The 18,693-nt window shown below is 43.0% G+C and carries 13 protein-coding genes; 9 read left to right on the forward strand and 4 right to left on the reverse strand.

Annotation, left to right across the window (positions count from 1 at the left end):
* Positions 1-5: 5 nt before the first annotated feature.
* Both aceF and lpdA read left to right on the forward strand, forming a co-directional pair.
* Positions 6-1,889 (forward strand): pyruvate dehydrogenase complex dihydrolipoyllysine-residue acetyltransferase, encoded by a 1,884-nt coding sequence (gene aceF / locus ACJZU6_RS03660; RefSeq protein ID WP_408900659.1) that lies wholly within the window; start codon positions 6-8, stop codon positions 1,887-1,889.
* A 196-nt stretch (positions 1,890-2,085) separates the two neighbouring features.
* The gene (lpdA, locus tag ACJZU6_RS03665; protein WP_408900914.1) at positions 2,086-3,516 is read left to right on the forward strand and encodes a dihydrolipoyl dehydrogenase; all 1,431 of its coding nucleotides are present in this window, start codon (positions 2,086-2,088) and stop codon (positions 3,514-3,516) included.
* Positions 3,517-3,624: 108 nt separating this feature from the next.
* On the opposite strand, the gene ACJZU6_RS03670 is transcribed toward lpdA, so the two are convergent.
* A complete protein-coding gene (locus tag ACJZU6_RS03670) occupies positions 3,625-5,544 on the reverse strand; it encodes a methyl-accepting chemotaxis protein (protein WP_107276471.1) in 1,920 nt (639 codons plus the stop codon).
* 426 nt (positions 5,545-5,970) lie between these two features.
* On the opposite strand from ACJZU6_RS03670, the gene acnB reads away from it, so the two are divergent.
* A complete protein-coding gene (gene acnB, locus ACJZU6_RS03675; protein ID WP_408900660.1) occupies positions 5,971-8,568 on the forward strand; it encodes a bifunctional aconitate hydratase 2/2-methylisocitrate dehydratase in 2,598 nt (865 codons plus the stop codon).
* A 111-nt stretch (positions 8,569-8,679) separates the two neighbouring features.
* On the opposite strand, the gene ACJZU6_RS03680 is transcribed toward acnB, so the two are convergent.
* The 3 genes from ACJZU6_RS03680 to ACJZU6_RS03690 all read right to left on the reverse strand — a co-directional run bounded on the left by ACJZU6_RS03680 (position 8,680) and on the right by ACJZU6_RS03690 (position 12,382).
* The gene (locus ACJZU6_RS03680; RefSeq protein WP_408900661.1) at positions 8,680-9,813 is read right to left on the reverse strand and encodes a glycerate kinase; all 1,134 of its coding nucleotides are present in this window, start codon (positions 9,811-9,813) and stop codon (positions 8,680-8,682) included.
* 15 nt (positions 9,814-9,828) lie between these two features.
* Positions 9,829-11,094 carry a GntP family permease gene (locus ACJZU6_RS03685; RefSeq protein WP_408900662.1) on the reverse strand — a complete coding sequence of 422 codons (1,266 nt, stop codon included), beginning with the start codon at positions 11,092-11,094 and terminating at the stop codon, positions 9,829-9,831.
* Positions 11,095-11,224: 130 nt separating this feature from the next.
* On the reverse strand, positions 11,225-12,382 hold the full coding sequence (locus tag ACJZU6_RS03690; protein ID WP_408900663.1) for a sugar diacid recognition domain-containing protein: 1,158 nt from the start codon (positions 12,380-12,382) through the stop codon (positions 11,225-11,227).
* A gap of 94 nt (positions 12,383-12,476) precedes the next feature.
* On the opposite strand from ACJZU6_RS03690, the gene ACJZU6_RS03695 reads away from it, so the two are divergent.
* From ACJZU6_RS03695 to ACJZU6_RS03720, 6 genes are all read left to right on the forward strand, one after another.
* Positions 12,477-12,845: a YacL family protein gene (locus tag ACJZU6_RS03695; protein WP_080158396.1), complete on the forward strand. Its 369-nt coding sequence runs from the start codon at positions 12,477-12,479 to the stop codon at positions 12,843-12,845.
* Positions 12,846-13,036: 191 nt separating this feature from the next.
* Positions 13,037-13,375, forward strand: coding sequence for a P-II family nitrogen regulator (locus ACJZU6_RS03700; RefSeq protein WP_080158289.1), 339 nt, complete (start codon positions 13,037-13,039; stop codon positions 13,373-13,375).
* 50 nt (positions 13,376-13,425) lie between these two features.
* Positions 13,426-14,655: an ammonium transporter gene (locus tag ACJZU6_RS03705; protein ID WP_408900664.1), complete on the forward strand. Its 1,230-nt coding sequence runs from the start codon at positions 13,426-13,428 to the stop codon at positions 14,653-14,655.
* 176 nt (positions 14,656-14,831) lie between these two features.
* Entirely contained in the window at positions 14,832-15,845 is a 1,014-nt protein-coding gene (locus ACJZU6_RS03710) for a Fe(3+) ABC transporter substrate-binding protein (RefSeq protein WP_327769975.1), read from the forward strand.
* Positions 15,846-16,015: 170 nt separating this feature from the next.
* Positions 16,016-17,644 carry an ABC transporter permease gene (locus ACJZU6_RS03715; RefSeq protein WP_408900665.1) on the forward strand — a complete coding sequence of 543 codons (1,629 nt, stop codon included), beginning with the start codon at positions 16,016-16,018 and terminating at the stop codon, positions 17,642-17,644.
* Positions 17,644-18,681: an ABC transporter ATP-binding protein gene (locus ACJZU6_RS03720; RefSeq protein WP_408900666.1), complete on the forward strand. Its 1,038-nt coding sequence runs from the start codon at positions 17,644-17,646 to the stop codon at positions 18,679-18,681. Before ACJZU6_RS03715 ends, ACJZU6_RS03720 begins: the two co-directional genes overlap by 1 nt.
* Positions 18,682-18,693: the final 12 nt, after the last annotated feature.

The raw sequence follows: 18,693 nt of genomic DNA on the forward strand, positions 1-18,693 counted from the left end.
ATATAATGGCAATCGAAATTAATGTACCTGATATCGGTGCGGATGAGGTTGAAGTAACTGAGATTCTTGTTAGCGTTGGCGACAAGGTTGAAGAAGAACAATCACTGATCACTGTTGAAGGCGATAAAGCATCAATGGAAGTGCCTGCTTCTCAAGCGGGTATCGTAAAAGAAATTAAAATCGCGGTGGGTGATTCAGTCTCTACTGGTTCATTGATCATGATCTTTGAAGCTGAAGGCGCAGCGGTAGCAGCGCCTGTAGCAGAAGCAGCACCAGTTGCCGCACCTGTGGCAGCGGCAGCAGCTGAGCTTAAAGAAGTACATGTGCCTGATATCGGCGGTGATGAAGTTGAAGTCACTGAAATCATGGTTGCTATCGGCGACAGCATCGAAGAAGAGCAATCACTACTTACCGTTGAAGGCGATAAAGCATCAATGGAAGTACCTGCACCGTTCGCTGGTGTACTAAAAGAAATTAAAATCGCAACAGGTGATAAAGTTTCAACTGGCTCACTAGTGATGATTTTTGAAGTTGCTGGTTCAGCGCCAGTAGCGGCTCCTGCTCAAGCAGTAGCACCTGTAGCAGCGGCACCTGCTGTTGCAGCAGCAAAAGAAGTTCACGTGCCTGATATCGGCGGTGATGAAGTTGAAGTCACTGAAATCATGGTTGCGGTTGGCGATACAGTAGAAGAAGAGCAATCTCTAATTACTGTTGAAGGCGACAAAGCATCAATGGAAGTACCAGCACCGTTTGCAGGTACTATCAAAGAAATCAAAATCGCTGCTGGCGACAAGGTTTCTACTGGCTCGCTAATCATGATCTTTGAAGTTGCTGGCGCAGCACCGGTTGCAGTTGCGGCGGCTCCTGTTCAAGCGGCAGCACCTGCACCTACAGCGGCACCTGTTGCATCAGCTCCAGCTGCTGCAACAACGGGCGATTTTGAAGAAAACAACGATTATGCACATGCATCACCTGTTGTTCGTCGTCTAGCACGTGAGTTTGGCGTTAACCTTGCGAAAGTTAAAGGTACAGGCCGTAAGAACCGCGTTCTGAAAGAAGACGTTCAAAGCTTCGTTAAAGATGCACTTAAGCGTCTTGAATCTGGTGCTGCAGCATCGGCTTCAGGTAAAGGCGATGGCGCAGCTCTAGGTCTACTACCTTGGCCGAAGATTGACTTCAGCAAGTTTGGTGACACTGAAGTTAAGCCGCTGTCTCGTATTAAGAAGATTTCTGGCGCGAACCTGCACCGTAACTGGGTAATGATTCCACACGTTACACAGTGGGATAATGCAGATATCACTGAGCTTGAAGCATTCCGTAAAGACCAAAACGCTATCGAAGCGAAGAAAGACTCTGGCATGAAGATCACGCCACTAGTGTTCATTCTTAAAGCGGCAGCGAAAGCACTGGAAGCGTTCCCTTCATTCAACTCTTCACTATCAGATGATGGCGAGAGCTTGATTTTGAAGAAATACATCAACATCGGCATCGCGGTAGATACACCGAATGGCTTGGTTGTTCCTGTATTTAAAGACGTGAACAAGAAAGGTATTTACGAGCTATCTGAAGAGCTAATGACTATCTCTAAGAAAGCACGTGCTGGTAAGCTAACTGCATCAGATATGCAAGGTGGCTGTTTCACTATCTCAAGCCTAGGTGGCTTAGGTGGTACTGCGTTCACACCAATCGTGAATGCGCCAGAAGTAGGTATCCTTGGTGTATCTAAGTCTGAAATGAAGCCAGTATGGAACGGTAAAGAGTTTGAACCGCGTCTACAACTGCCATTATCACTATCATACGATCACCGTGTGATTGATGGTGCTGAAGGTGCACGTTTCATTACTTACTTAAATGGTTGTCTATCTGACATCCGTCGTTTGGTACTATAAGGTTTCACATCCACAACGCCATGCCTACCTTAAGTAGGCATGGAATTGTTGTTTAGCTCACAGGCTGCAGTAATTTATTTTTCATGTTGTTAACAGGTCTGTAAACTTGTTACTCAATTTGACGGTGAATTTAGCATTAAAAAGTACAGCGTAGCTGATAGCCTGTTAGGGATAAAAGACTTACAACGAGGTCATGATGAGCAAAGAAATTAAAGCCCAGGTAGTGGTGTTGGGTTCAGGCCCTGCTGGTTATTCTGCGGCATTCCGTTGTGCAGACTTAGGTCTAGATACGGTTCTAATCGAAAAATTTAATACTCTTGGCGGCGTATGTCTTAACGTCGGTTGTATTCCATCAAAAGCTCTGCTTCACGTAGCGAAAGTGATCGAAGAAGCAAAAGCGATGGCTGAACATGGCGTGATTTTCGGTGAGCCACAAACCGATATTAATAAAATCCGTCTATGGAAAGATAAAGTAATTACCCAACTTACTGGCGGTCTTGGCGGTATGGCTAAGATGCGTAAAGTTAACGTGGTTAACGGTTACGGTAAATTTACTGGCCCTAATTCAATCGTTGTTGAAGGTGTTGATGGTCAAACGACTGTTACTTTTGACAATGCAATTATCGCTGCGGGTTCACGCCCAATTAAACTGCCTTTCATTCCACATGAAGACCCACGTATTTGGGATTCAACAGATGCGCTAGAGCTTAAAGAAGTACCTCAAAAGTTACTGATTATGGGCGGCGGTATCATTGGTCTTGAAATGGGTACGGTTTACCACGCGCTAGGTTCTGATGTCGACGTTGTTGAGATGTTCGATCAAGTTATTCCAGCAGCTGATAAAGATATCATTAAAGTCTTCACTAAGCGTATTGCGAAGAAATTCAACCTAATGCTTGAAACGAAAGTGACAGCAGTTGAAGCTAAAGAAGACGGTATCTACGTTTCAATGGAAGGCAAGAAAGCACCTGCGGAACCAACACGTTATGATGCAGTGCTTGTTGCTATCGGTCGTGTACCAAATGGTCAGCTAATCGATGCTGAGAAAGCAGGTATCAATGTTGATGAACGTGGCTTTATTCACGTTGATAAGCAAATGCGTACTAACGTTGCTCACATTCATGCGATTGGTGACGTTGTTGGTCAACCTATGCTTGCTCACAAAGGTGTGCATGAAGGTCACGTAGCGGCTGAAGTTATTTCAGGTAAGAAGCACTACTTCGATCCTAAAGTTATTCCTTCAATTGCCTACACTGAGCCAGAAGTGGCGTGGGTAGGTAAGACTGAGAAAGAAGCGAAAGCTGAAGGCATTAACTACGAAGTTGCTACATTCCCATGGGCTGCATCTGGCCGTGCTATCGCATCTGATTGTGCTGATGGTATGACTAAGATGATCTTCGATAAAGACACTCACCGCGTTATCGGTGGTGCTATCGTAGGTACTAACGGTGGTGAATTATTAGGTGAAATCGGTCTAGCGATCGAGATGGGTTGTGATGCGGAAGATATCGCATTAACAATTCACGCTCACCCAACATTGCATGAATCAATTGGTCTTGCAGCAGAAGTATTTGAAGGTTCAATCACTGACCTGCCAAATGCAAAAGCAGTAAAGCGTAACAAGTAATTCTTGCTTAATGCTTTGTAAATAAAAAAGCGCCTGATGGCGCTTTTTTGTTAGCTATAGTTTTGTTAGTTATAGCTGCATAAACCGATAGCGATGTAAGGTTGATAATTACAATTTAAAAGTGCCGACCATATCATCCAAACGCTGTGAAAGTTGGCGTAATGATTGGCTAGAATCTGCCAGTTGCGCTGCTGTTTCTGCGGTTAACTGAGTGGTTTCATTGATCTCTTCAATATTGCAATTAATGTCGCGCACCACAATTGATTGCTCTTCGGTTGCGGTTGCGACCTGAGTATTCATATCGGCAATTAAGCTAATACGATCCGCAATGGAAATTAAAGCGGTAGAGGCTTGATCAGATGCTGAGACGCCATTGTCTGATAGCTGACGACTTTGCTCTATTGCACTAACGGCATTTGATGCTTCTTGTTGTAAGCGGTTAATCATCGTTTGAATTTCATCTGTCGAAGTTGCCGTTCGACTAGCAAGATTGCGAACTTCATCTGCAACCACGGCAAACCCGCGTCCTTGTTCTCCCGCTCGTGCCGCTTCAATGGCAGCATTTAATGCCAACAGATTTGTTTGTTCTGAAATTCCTCGAATCACATCTAAAATACTGCCAATAGATTGAGTGTTATTAGCCAATGAATCAATCACATCACTAACCTGACCGATATCGGATGACAGTTGATTAATGGTATTGCGGGCTTCGCTCACCACTTGCTGACCATCATGGGTTTGTTGTTCGGCTTGTTGAGTCGATTCGGCGGCGAGGGCGGCATTACTGGCAATTTCATTAACCGTTGCTCCCATTTCATTGATTGCAGTTACAACCAATAAGGTTCTATCGCGTTGGCTATGGCTATTATCAAGGGTTAATTGAGCTTGAGATGCCACTGATTCTGCCGCTTGACGAAGGGCGTTCCCCGTTTCTGCAACGTCAATCACTGAATGGTGGATCTTACCAATAAAGCCATTAAATCCTGATGATAATTGTCCAATTTCATCATTAGCTTCAACGTTTAAACGGTGGCGTAAATCACCATCGCCTTCACCAAGATTCTTAAACATTAATGCTAGGTTTTTAATTGGGCGAGTAATACTGCTGGCGAGAAAAATAGCGATAACAATAAAGATTGCAGCAATAATGGCGGTAAATAAAATAACTTGATTACGAATAGTCGTGAGGGCAGCAAAGGCTTCTTTTTTTGGAAGTTCGCCAATCACATACCAATCCATGGCGGGAATGTAGCTCGCTGCTAAAAAGACATCTTCATTATTACTCTTTGTTTCTATCACACTAAAACTTTGTTTATTTAATAAGGTGGTGGCCACGGTTGAATCAAATAAGGTCGTAATTGAATTGTGACCTAACATTTTGTCGTTATCACGATGGATTTTAATGGTGCCTTTACTATCGACTAAATAGACAAATCCGGTTTGTTCAATTTTAAATTGACTAATAAAACTTGCCATATCATCAAGAGATTTAGAGAGCCCCGCTAAAGTATCACCCTGTGGTTGCTGATAGTTAACAAACAGTTTTACCTCACCAGTTTTTTCTCTAAAGATACTGAGGCTGCGAGTGTGGTTCGCTTGAATAGCGTCAAAAAACCATTGATCTTGTTGAGGGGTCAGTTGGCGTAAAAAACCATTTTGGTTCCAGTAATCGCCGTTGTGACGGTTAGCAATAGAGACATCTAATAACTGGTATTGATGCTGAATATTACGTAATTCTTTGACTAAACGGGTTTTATCTTGCGGGGCTTTGGTGGCTAACACACTGTCGATAACGTAGCTGTTATTGGCAAGTTGCTCTGCGGCTGATTGTAACTGAGTGACTTCTTTTTCGACATTATTACGAATTTGCAACAAGATCGAGGGCAATTCTAAGTCTAAGATTCGAGTGGTAATGGCTGCGCGAACTTGGCTTTGACTAAGGACACTGACTAAGGTCGTTGAAGCGAGTACCGCCATGGTGATGGCGATGATCAGTTTTGATTTGATGCTTAAATGTTTGTAATTCATAAGACGGCTTATATTTATGAGCAAATGAACAGACCATACGTGGTTACGTCATGATGGTCGGTGAAATGAAAATACAGGCTTATGTATCGGCGTATTTATGAAAAAACTTTAGTGATTTATGGCGCGCAATATGAGCTAGCGCTAACTTTAGTGAGCAATATTGATACTTGTCACATGAGATTTAGTGGCAGGGTTATCAATATTTAGCGGTGACTGAGGCGATATTTATTAAAACTGTGAATGTTGTAAAACATCGACTTATTTTAATTTTAGGTTAAAAATGCTATGGTATTTAACAGTTTTGATCTCTAATTAGCCGTTAAGATGTCAGGTATAGATTAAATCGCAATGACTGATCAGTGAGAGATCATTTAACTTCCAAGGATGTTCGGCGTTATCGTCGAGCCAATATAAGAGGAATATGTCGTGCTTGAAGCCTACCGTAAACACGTCGAAGAGCGTGCGGCAGAGGGGGTTGTTGCTCAACCTCTTAATGCTGAACAGGTTGCCGCTCTGATTGAGCTATTAAAAACCCCGCCGCAAGGTGAGGAAGCGGCACTACTGGATTTATTAGAAAACCGTATTCCACCGGGTGTGGACGAAGCTGCTTATGTAAAAGCGGGTTTTCTGGCTGCAATCACTACTGGTGAAGCACAATCGCCATTAGTTGACAAAACCAAGGCCGCGCAGTTATTAGGGACCATGCAAGGTGGTTACAATATCGAACCACTAGTGTCATTACTTGATGATGCTGAGCTTGCCCCTATCGCTGTTAGTGCGCTATCTCATACTTTACTGATGTTTGACTCATTCTATGATGTTGAGCAAAAAGCCAAAGCGGGCAATACTTTTGCCAAGCAAGTGATGCAATCATGGGCTGATGCCGAGTGGTTCTTATCTAAGCCTGCTCTTGCTGAAAAAATCACTCTTACCGTATTTAAAGTCAGTGGTGAAACCAATACTGATGACTTATCTCCTGCGCCTGATGCGTGGTCACGACCGGATATTCCGTTACATGCATTAGCGATGCTAAAAATTGAGCGTGAAGGGATCACACCCGATCAAGCGGGAGTGATTGGTCCGATTACGCAAATTGAGGCCCTTAAACAACAAGGTCATCAATTAGTGTATGTTGGTGATGTCGTGGGAACCGGATCATCACGAAAATCAGCAACTAACTCAGTGCTATGGTTTATGGGGGATGATATTCCTTACGTACCTAATAAGCGTGCTGGTGGCTACGTGCTTGGTGGTAAGATCGCGCCGATCTTCTTTAATACTATGGAAGATGCTGGTGCATTACCGATTGAAGTTGATGTAACAAAACTTGCTATGGGCGATGTGATTGACGTTTATCCGTTTAAAGGTGAAGTGCGTCGTCATGATAACGATGAATTGGTCTCAACCTTTAAACTAAAAACCGAGGTCTTGATTGATGAAGTGCGTGCGGGTGGGCGAATTCCATTGATCATTGGTCGTGGCCTAACCGATCGTGCCCGTCAAGCGTTAGGCTTGCCTGCATCTGATGTGTTCCGTCGTCCTGTGGCCGTTAAAGATAACGGTAAAGGTTATACTCTAGCGCAGAAGATGGTCGGTAAAGCGTGTGGTGTTGAAGGGGTTCGTCCTGGCACCTATTGTGAGCCTAAGATGACCACCGTTGGTTCGCAAGATACCACCGGCCCCATGACACGTGATGAACTGAAAGACTTAGCCTGTTTAGGTTTTTCTGCCGATCTAACCATGCAGTCTTTCTGTCATACTTCTGCTTATCCAAAACCGATTGATGTTAATACGCACCATACATTGCCTGATTTTATTATGAATCGTGGTGGAGTGGCATTACGTCCTAAAGATGGTGTTATTCACTCATGGCTTAACCGCATGTTATTGCCAGATACTGTTGGTACGGGGGGCGATTCACATACTCGTTTCCCATTAGGTATTTCATTCCCTGCGGGTTCTGGTTTAGTGGCATTTGCTGCGGCAACGGGCGTGATGCCGCTTGATATGCCGGAATCTATTTTGGTGCGTTTTAAAGGTGAGATGCAAGCGGGGATTACCCTGCGAGATCTGGTTCATGCGATTCCTTATTTTGCTATTCAGCAAGGGCTATTAACGGTTGAAAAATCGGGTAAGATCAATGAATTCTCAGGTCGTGTACTTGAGATTGAAGGGGTTGAGCATTTATCGGTTGAGCAAGCGTTTGAACTTTCTGATGCATCGGCAGAGCGAAGTGCTGCAGGCTGTACCGTTAAATTATCGCCAGAATCGATCACTGAATATTTAAACTCAAATATTGTAATGCTGAAGTGGATGATCGCTAAAGGCTATGGTGATCGTCGTACCATTGAGCGCCGAATTACTGCGATGCAAGCATGGTTAGCCAATCCTGAGTTAATGACCGCAGATAAAGATGCTGAATATGCGCATGTGATCGAGATTGATCTGGCAGACATTAAAGAGCCAATTCTGTGTGCGCCGAATGATCCTGATGATGCGCGTTTATTGTCTGAGGTGGCGGGAACCGCGATTGATGAAGTATTTATCGGCTCATGTATGACTAACATTGGTCATTTCCGTGCGGCAGGTAAGTTACTTGAGAAATTTGGTGGCCAACTAGATACGCGTTTATGGGTGGCACCACCAACTAAGATGGATAAAGACCAGCTTACCGAAGAAGGTTATTACGGTATTTTTGGTCGTGCTGGAGTACGTATTGAAACACCGGGATGTTCATTGTGTATGGGTAACCAAGCACGAGTAAAAGATAAAGCTACGGTAATGTCGACCTCGACCCGTAACTTCCCTAACCGTTTAGGTAATGGTGCCAATGTGTATTTATCTTCGGCTGAGTTAGCCGCGGTCGGGGCTATTTTAGGTCGTATTCCAACTATGGATGAATACCTAACTTATGCTAAACAGATTGATGCAACAGCGGCTGATACTTACCGTTATCTCAATTTTGATCGCATGGCGGATTACACTAACAAAGCTGATGAAGTCATTATTCAGCAACCGGTTTAATTGACATTATTGTTGATGTAACGGTTATTGAATAAAAATAAAGAGCGAAAAACGCCGCGAATAATCGCGGCGTTTTTATTAGTATTGCTTAATTATTTATGAGCCAATGCATTAGCGGTTCAAGCAATACATTGCTGCTACATTACGGGCGGTTAATTCAACATTGATTGCCGCATTGCTAAAGGCTTGTTCAAGGCTCATCGCTGCGGGAACAACACTAAATACCGCGTCAATTCCATGATCATAAACCACGCCACAATCTTGGCTTAAACAACCTGCAATACCAATTACGGGTTTATGGTATTGCTTGGCTGTACGTGCGACGCCAATCGGCGTTTTACCATGAATAGTTTGGCTATCAATACGTCCTTCACCTGTGATCACTAGATCTGCATCCTGAACAATATCGCCCAAGTTAACCGCGTCGATCACGATCTCGATGCCTGAGCGTAATTGAGCATTAAATAAACCTAATAACGCCGCGCCCATACCGCCAGCAGCACCTGCTCCTGCTGTATTTTTAATATCTACACCTAAGTCTTGTTTTATGATTGCGGCATAGTGAGCAAGATGCTGATCAAGTGCGGCAACCATTGCTGGGGTAGCTCCTTTTTGAGGGCCAAACACCTGTGATGCCCCTTTTTCACCACAAAGGGGATTATCAACATCACACGCCACTTCCAGTTTTATATTGGCAAGACGCGGATCGACCGTTGTGATATCAATGGTTGCCAGTTGTGCTAATGCTTGACCACCAAATTTAAGCGCTTGACCGTTGCTATCTAATAGCTGTACGCCAAGTGCTTGCGCCATACCGATACCGCCGTCATTGGTCGCACTGCCACCGATACCAACAATAATATGGTTAACCCCGTGATCCAGTGCCGCTAGAATCAATTCGCCAGTACCATAACTCGTCGTGAGCATTGGGTTACGCAGGTCAGGGCTAACAAGGTGCAAGCCAGATGCCGCTGCCATTTCAATAACCGCAGTTTTACCGTCACCCATGAGGCCAAAAAAAGCGTTAACTTGGGTTCCCAAAGGACCTGTAACTGCGTGCTCTATGATGGTGCCGTTACTGGCATCAACCAATGATTGCACCGTGCCTTCGCCGCCATCAGCCATTGGTAATTTAATGTATTCAGCCGTTGGCATCACTTGGCGAAATCCTGCTTCAATTGCAGTTGCCACTTCCATTGCGGTCAGGCTTTCTTTGTATGAGTCAGGAGCAATAATAATTTTCATAATCAATCAGCCTTGTTAAATAGTGAAGCCAAATACGCCAAAGATAAGTGTAGAAACGGTAGCAATCATTAAGCCAACAGCGGTTTCATAAGGGATTAGTTTTAAACGTTCATGCATATCCATATGAACTGAGCCGCCTGTCGCATGGAAGAAGCTACCGTGAGGCATATGGTCAAATACGGTGGCGCCAGCATGGATCATTGCCGCACCTGCAATGGCTGGGACACCTAATTCTAAAATAGTATGACTAAACACGCTTGAGGCTACCGCAGTACCCGCTGTGGTTGATGCTGTGGCTAGTGACATCATGGCACCAGAGATAGGCGCGAGTAAGTAAGAGGGTAATCCCGATGCTGTTAACACATCAATTAAGCCACTTTTTAAGCCTGAATTGGCAATGATGCCCGCGAGAGTACCAGTACCTAGTAACATCACCGCCACTGGCGCCATGCGGTTTAATCCAGAAACCGCAAAGTGGTTGGTATCACGGAAACGCTTCATGGCAATTGCACCCATTAAACCGCCTAATGGAAGGGCGATAAGTGGATCGACATTAATACCAGCGATAGGACGTAGGGCTAATAATGCAATGGCAACTAATGGAGCAACAATGGCGGTAGCAAAAGAGGGTAAACGGCTCAAATCAACATCAATAACTTCGTGGGCTTGGACTTTACTGCCTTTATTGACTAATTTTTTAGCAATAAAGTAAGCAAATAACATTCCACACAGTCCTGGAATAACACCTGCTGCCATGACGGATGTTAGAGGGACATTAAACGCATCTGCCGCAGCAATAGAGTTAGGATTGGGTGACATAACGTTACCCGCTTTACCGCCACCGACCATCGCTAATAGGATCGCCATTTTAGAAAGATCGGCACGACGGGCAATGGCTAATGCAATTGGGGCAACAGTAATAACCGCAACGTCCACAAAGACGCCAACCGCAGTAAGGATCATGGTTGCCATCGCAAGGGCTAATAACGCGCGCGTTTCACCCACTTTTTTGACAATTGTTTCTGCAATGGAGGTTGCGGCACCGGATTCAATTAAGACGCCAGCCAAGACACCAGCGGCGAGAATACGTAATACAGCAGTGACAATACCTTGAGCGCCACCAATCATCATGGTGACGGTATCGGTTAAAGAGATACCACCAACAATGCCGCCCACCAGAGCACCAATGATCATGCCATAAGCGGGCGGTACGCGTTTTAAGATCAGTCCGATAGCGACGACCAGTGCTGCGAGGGCACCAAGGGTGGAGACTTCAACCATTGTTCCATTCCAGTGAAAAGTTAAGATGGCTGCACTGTAGTGAATTTTGAAATGAGAAGCTTTAGGCAAACTAACAAATAAAGTGTGGTTAGCTTGCTAGTAATTTATGCATTTGCACAAATTACGTTAATTATGATTGACTAATGATAGCTAAATACAAGCGAGTGATGTCGCTTATCTTATTGATTTGTAAGTTGGTTTGTTGCTCGATTTTATCAAGTCGATAACGAAGTGTATTTCGGTGAATATGTAGCACTTGGCAGGTTTGAGCTAAATCACAATTTTGATCAAAAAATGCCGTTAGGGTTTTGACTAAGATTCCACGCGGATCATGGTGCTTTAATTTTTCAAGTGGCGCTTGCAGTTGTTGGTAACGCCACGCCTCTGCGGTTATTTTATTGAGGAGCACAGGTAGAATATGATCTTGGTAAAAAAATACCTGTTGTGATGTTTGTTGATGGTGATTAAGTGCTGCTTCCATGGTTGCAGTGGCGGTTAAATAAGATTGTGCCAGCCCTTGAATTGTCGGGAAATAATCGCCTAGCGCAATTTTAATGGTGTAATTGGCTTCTTTATTAATACGTTTTAGCAGCTTATAAACCCGTTTTTGTTCAAGATCCCGTGACCAACCTTTGTTAGTAAGTGTGATTGGTTTCAGTACCACCACTTCGTTGCGAGAAACTGAACTAATTGCCACTAAGTTATCCCGTTCAGGGTATTCCAGCAGATGAACTAAATGCTGCAAGTTTTCTAAAGAAAAAGCTTCACCATCATGAGGTAGCACTTTAATGACAGTCGCAATCCGTGGTTGTTCGAGTTCGATTTCTAATCGCTCAGCAATCGTATTTAGCTGCATGTCATCAAGGTTATCGTTATTGATGAGCTGCATCACCAACTCTTCTCGGTGGCGTTTATGCCATTCCACTTGGGTCATTAAAGCGGCTTGCTCAACAATTAGCTCGGCTGTCATTTTGACCAATTCACCATAATTACGCACGTCATCAGGATCCCCTGAAATACCTACGACACCAATAGCTTGTTGCTGAAACATAATTGGCAGATTGATGCCTGGTTTTACCCCTTGCAGTTGTTGAGAGGTTGCTTGATCTATCTCGATAATATGGTGGTTATTCAGCGCCAAAATAGCACCGTCATGGTATTGGTTTAGACGTTGTGGGTCGCCCGAGCCAATAATGCGCCCATGACAATCCATTACATTGACTGAATGCTTAATGATTTTCATAGTACGGGCAACGATTTGTCGAGCAATGGTGGTATTGAGTTGCATTTTAGTGAGAGATCCTGACAATGGGCGCCAAGCGCATTCTGCGAGCAGTGTAGCAGTTAACAACGAAGATGATCAGAGATGGGGTACTAAAGGTATGGATTACGAATTTAAAAAAAATACCTTGGACGGTAGTTATCATGCCATTTTTTCAATGGGCCATGAGGTATTAGGTCATTGGATCATTGACGAGCTTGGCAAGGATGTCGAAAAAATAGATATGGTAATAGATCAACTTAGTGCATTGAAAAATAGCACTAAAGAATGGCGATTAACGGGTGATGAACTGACGTTATGCTTACAAGATAACGAAGCTTTGGTTCAAGCTAACTGTCTGTTTTCTGAAGAAGATGAAGATTTTGAAGAAGATTTTCATTTTTATGATGAAGAAAGTATGTCGGTGTGTGGTTTTGAAGATTTAGCACAAGCATTAGAAGCTTGGCGAGCATTTGTGATCCGTTTTTAATCAGGTTATTTATCAGTAGCCGTTAGATGCTATATTACAGTGAAAAGGCTGCACCTATATGGTGCGGCCTTTTTTTGTTTATGGTGATTTGTTTTTTAATTTCTTTATTAAACAGTGAGTTAAATAATTGGCACGATGATTGTTTGTTGTTTAATCATAATGGGGAATACATTGAAAGTAAGGAGCAAATCATGAAAATAATTAATGCGATTATTAAGCCATTTAAATTAGATGATGTACGCGAAGCATTGGCCGTTGTCGGTGTTGAAGGAATGACTGTATCAGAAGTAAAAGGATTTGGGCGTCAAAAAGGGCATACCGAATTATACCGTGGCGCTGAATACCAAATTGATTTTTTGCCTAAAGTAAAATTAGAAATCGCGACTCAGGCAGAAAATTTGGATGATATTGTTGATGCTATCAGCAAGGCTGCGCAAACAGGAAAAATCGGTGATGGCAAAATATTTGTTTATGATCTTGAACATGCCGTACGTATTCGAACAGGAGAAGTAGACAGAGAGGCGCTTTAGTCGCAGCATGGATATAGGATCATAAACATCAGGTATAAGGGAAGGTTACCATGGAATTATCAACGACAGTAATTGAATTACGCTACGCACTCGATACATTTTTCTTTTTGATTTCAGGTGCATTAGTGATGTGGATGGCAGCAGGTTTTGCCATGTTAGAAGCAGGTTTAGTCCGTTCAAAAAATACTACTGAAATACTCACCAAGAACTTTTGTTTATACGCCATTGCGTGTACGACATTTTTATTAGTCGGCTATAACATCATGTATGTCGATAACAGCGGCGGTGGTTGGTTACCCTCATTTGGCGCATTAATTGGTACTCAAGCTGAAGGCGCAGATCACTCTTTAGAATCTGATTTCTTTTTTCAGGTCGTCTTTGTTGCTACCGCAATGTCAGTAGTATCAGGTGCGGTTGCTGAGCGTATGAAGTTGTGGTCATTTTTATTATTTTCAGTGGTGTTAACTGGCTTTATTTATCCGGTTGAAGGTTACTGGACATGGGGCGGTGGTTTCCTTTCTGAAGCGGGTTTTAGTGACTTTGCTGGTTCTGGTATCGTTCATATGGCAGGTGCTGCCGCTGCATTAACGGGTGTATTGCTGCTTGGCGCTCGAAAAGGTAAATACGGTAAAAACGGTGAAGTGCACCCTATTCCTGGTTCAAACATGCCCTTAGCCACTGTCGGTACATTTATTCTATGGTTTGGTTGGTTTGGCTTTAACGGTGGTTCACAGTTAATGCTGTCTGATTTTGAGAATGCGACCGCTGTTGGACAAATATTTTTAAATACTAATGCCGCCGCTGCTGCTGGTGCCATTATTGCTCTTGCGGTGTGTAAAATCTTATGGGGTAAAGCTGACCTTACTATGATTCTTAACGGCGCATTGGCCGGCTTGGTTGCCATTACTGCTGACCCATTATCACCATCACCATTAGCTGCAGTTGCGATTGGTGGTGTTGCAGGAGCATTAGTGGTGTTTAGTATTATTGGCTTTGATAAGGTAAAAGTTGATGATCCCGTCGGTGCGATTTCTGTTCATGGCGTGTGTGGTTTATTTGGCTTAATGATGGTGCCGTTAAGTAATCCAGATGCCGATTTCATGACTCAGTTATTTGGTGCTGCAGTTATCTTTGGCTGGGTATTTGGTGCAAGTTTAGTGGTATGGGGAATATTGAAATTCACTATTGGTATTCGTGTCAGTGAAGATGAAGAGCTTGAAGGTATGGACTCACATGACTGTGGTGTTGATGCTTATCCTGAATTTGTCAGTGTAAAATAGTAATAATGGCTGCATTTAAGTGCTGTTAAAGTGTAAAAAAACGTCATCGCTTGCGGTGGCGTTTTTTTGTAATGAAGTGTTACAGCTCGATTGTGTTCGAATGTGAAAAACGTATAATCCTTTATTAATCTAATTGAGAAATATTATCATTACATTTTGCATTAAGGGATTTAGCAATGAAAAAACTTTTAGCTACCGCTGTTTTCTTCGGTTTGACCGCACCTCAAATCGCGACAGCGGCGGAAGAAGTCAATGTCTACTCATACCGCCAGCCATTCCTTGTTGAGCCAATGTTTAATGAGTTCACCAAAGAGACGGGTATTAAGGTTAACGTTAAGTTTGCTAAAGAAGGCATTGCTGAAAAACTTCAGCAAGAAGGTGAGTACAGTCCTGCGGATGTGGTACTGACAACCGATATTAGCCGTTTAGTGGAATTGTCGGATAAAAAGTTGGTTCAGCCTGTTGATAGCAAAGTTATTGATACGAATATTCCGGCACAATTTCGTGATAATGAAGATGAGTGGTTTGCATTAACACTGCGTTCTCGTAATGTTTATTCATCAAAAGATCGCATCGGTAAATTACCCGCATCTTTTGATTACAGTGATTTAGCTAAGCCTGAATGGAAAGGTAAACTTTGTACGCGTTCAGGAAAGCACCCATATAACGTTTCACTTGTTTCAGCGATGATTGCCCACAATGGTGAAGCGGCAACGAAAACTTGGCTTGAAGGTGTGAAAGCGAATTTAGCGCGTAAGCCTCAAGGTAATGACCGTGGTCAAGTACAAGCGGTGAAAGAAGGTTTATGTGATATCGCCATTGGTAACAGCTACTACCTAGGAAAAATGGTTAACGATCCAAACCAAAAAGCATGGGCAGAAGCGGTTGAAATTAACTTCCCAGGCCAACAAGGTAACGGTACTCATGTTAACGTCAGCGGTATGGCAATGGCGAAATACGCACCGAATAAAGATAATGCGCTAAAGTTAATGGAATTCTTAACGGCAACCACAGCCCAACAAATGTACGCTGAAGTGAACTATGAATACCCAGTAAAAGCGGGTGTTAAGCGTTCAGAGTTAGTCGCATCATGGGGCGAATTTAAAGCTGATGATGTATCACTTGATCAAGTTGCACAATACCATAAAGCTGCGATTAAATTGCTTGATGAAGTGAAGTTTGATCTGTAATTAGTTACAAAATAAATGGGGTGTAAAGCCCCATTTTTCAGTTTAACTTAGTCTCTTTTGCAATAAGTTGTGGTAGCTTCTCATGCTTACTTTCAGTGAGTAAATTTACTGATAAAGAGGCCTGATGTTGTGGGCTTAAATATATTGAAAAACGTACTAAGTAGTAGTAAATGAAAGAAAAGTTTTTATTTTGGCGGGTTAATAGTTGGTTGTTTGGCTCGTTGTTAGTGTTGCCTATTATCGCTATATTTATTACTGCCATGGGTAATTCAGATCAGGTGTTTTCACACTTGATGAATACAGTGATGTCTACCTATGCGTTAAATACCCTTGGGCTGGTGGTTGGTACGGTGTTACTTACCTTAGTTTTTGGGCTTCCAAGTGCATGGTTAATGGCGATGTGCCGTTTACCGGGCGAAAAAATACTTCAATGGGCACTTATTTTACCCCTCGCAATGCCTGGTTATATCGTCGGCTACCTTTACACCCATTGGTTTGATTATGCAGGTCCAATTCAAATTTGGTTGCGTGACTTTTTTGGTTGGCAGCATGTTAGTGATTACTGGTTCCCTGACTTACGCTCATTATGGGGCGCATGTTTTGTCTTAGCGCTGGTGTTATATCCGTATGTGTATTTATTAGTCCGTGCCACGTTCATGGAGCAAAGTAATAACCTGCTTCAATCAGCACGATTATTAGGTTGTTCACCTTGGCAAAGTTTTTGTCGAATTTCATTACCACTAGCGCGGCCTGCGATTGCTGTTGGTGTGTCATTAGTAGCAATGGAAGCCTTGGGTGATTTTGGTACCGTGAGTTATTTTGCTTTAAATACCCTCACGACAGCGGTATACGATACTTGGCTTGGCTATTCTAATCTCAATGCTGCCGCTAAAATTTCTGCAATTATGTTGATGGTTATTTTTTTACTGATCAGTAGCGAGCGTTTTAGTCGTCGTAAGCAAAAAATGTTTCAACAACAATGTGGCAATGACAGCCATACTAAATATCAATTAAGTGGCTGGAAAAAATGGCTGGCGGTAGGTTGGTGTTGGGGATTAGTTGGATGTGCATTTATTTTACCAATGCTGCAATTAGGTTATTACGCCATTGATTATTTCTCAGTAAGTTGGACCGCACAATTTAAGACCTACAGTTTTAATAGCTTAATGGTGTCATTGGCGGCGGCTATGGTGGCTGTTTGTCTTGCTTTAATGGTTAATTTTTATCAACGCTTAGATGGTCGTAGTGTCAGCACTATACCGATGCGATTAGCGTCATTAGGTTATGCTGTACCCGGTACCGTATTAGCGATTGGCGTGATGATCCCTCTAACCAGTGCTGATCATTTAGTGAATGATATTGCTCGAAGCTTAGATCTGGGGCGTCCTGGGCTGATTTTTTCTGGGTCAATGTTTGCGATTATCTTTGCCTTTGTGGTGCGCTTCGCTGCGGTAGCGATTGGTAGCATTGAAAGTAGTTTAGTGAAAATTCCACCCTCGTTAGATATGGCGGCAAAAACCATGGGTTATGCATCGACGCCAATGTTACGTAAAGTGCATTTACCTTTGATTCGTCGAGGATGCTTAATTGCCGGTTTGCTGGTATTTATTGAATCAATGAAAGAACTCAATGCGGCAATCTTATTGCGACCGTTTAATTTTGAAACCTTAGCTACTTACGTGTTTAATTTCGCTTCTGATGAACAGTTAGAAGTGGCGGCTTTTCCCGCTATTTTATTAGTTATTGTAGGCTTGATTCCGCTGGTTATGGTTAATCGTTCTTTGGAGCAAAAACATTAATGAAACATGCATTATCCGTCGCTGATCTTAGTTGTTGTTACCATGGACAGCCAATCTTACAAGATTTGTCGTTAGCGGTAGAACGGGGTGAAATTGTGTGTTTGCTTGGCGCGAGTGGCTGTGGCAAAACAACCTTATTAAAAGCCATCGCAGGGTTATTACCACTTGCTAATGGCAGCATGGCAATCAATGACCGTACCATTGTGGATCAGCAATTATGTTTACCTCCAGAGCAACGTAATATCGGTATGATCTTTCAAGATTATGCCTTATTTCCTCATTTAACGGTGGCTGAAAATATAGCGTTTGGTTTGCGCCATTGGGATAAACCGCGAGTGACAGCCAAGATTAAGCAGATGCTAGAATTGGTACATTTAACGGAGCTTGATGATCGTTATCCACACCAGTTATCGGGGGGGCAACAACAGCGGGTTGCGATTGCACGGGCATTAGCCAATGAACCGGATTTAATTTTATTGGATGAGCCGTTTTCTAATATTGATACTCAAGTGCGCCATAGCTTGATTCGTGATATTCGCCAAATATTTAAAGACCAAGGTGTTACCGCTATTTTTGTAACCCACAGTCGAGAAGAAGCGTTTGCCTTTGCTGATAAAATGGCGGTAATGAACCATGGCGTAATTGAACAATTTGGAACGGCGACTGAACTTTACTATCAACCAAGTAGTCGTTTTGTGGCTGAATTTTTAGGTGTCGGATCATATCTACCAGCAACTGTGACAGCAAATCAACAATTACTGACCCCATTTGGTGAGCAAACATGCGCGGCAGAACCACCATTGATGACTGGTACTGATGTGGATTGGTTATTACGACCACAACATTTGACTGTGATGCCGGAAACTGAAGGTAGTGCGGTGATAATTGAACAGCAGTTTATGGGAGACAGTTGTCGTTACATCGTTGAATTTGAAGGGCATAAATTAGTGATTAATTCTAATTTATTATTAAATGTCGGTCAGCGAGTAACGGTGAATGTGATTCCACATTCCGTGGTTATATTTGCTCAAGCATAAATAAATCAAGGC

This window comes from Photobacterium piscicola, from assembly GCF_046058925.1.
Classification (GTDB): Bacteria; Pseudomonadota; Gammaproteobacteria; order Enterobacterales; family Vibrionaceae; genus Photobacterium; species Photobacterium piscicola.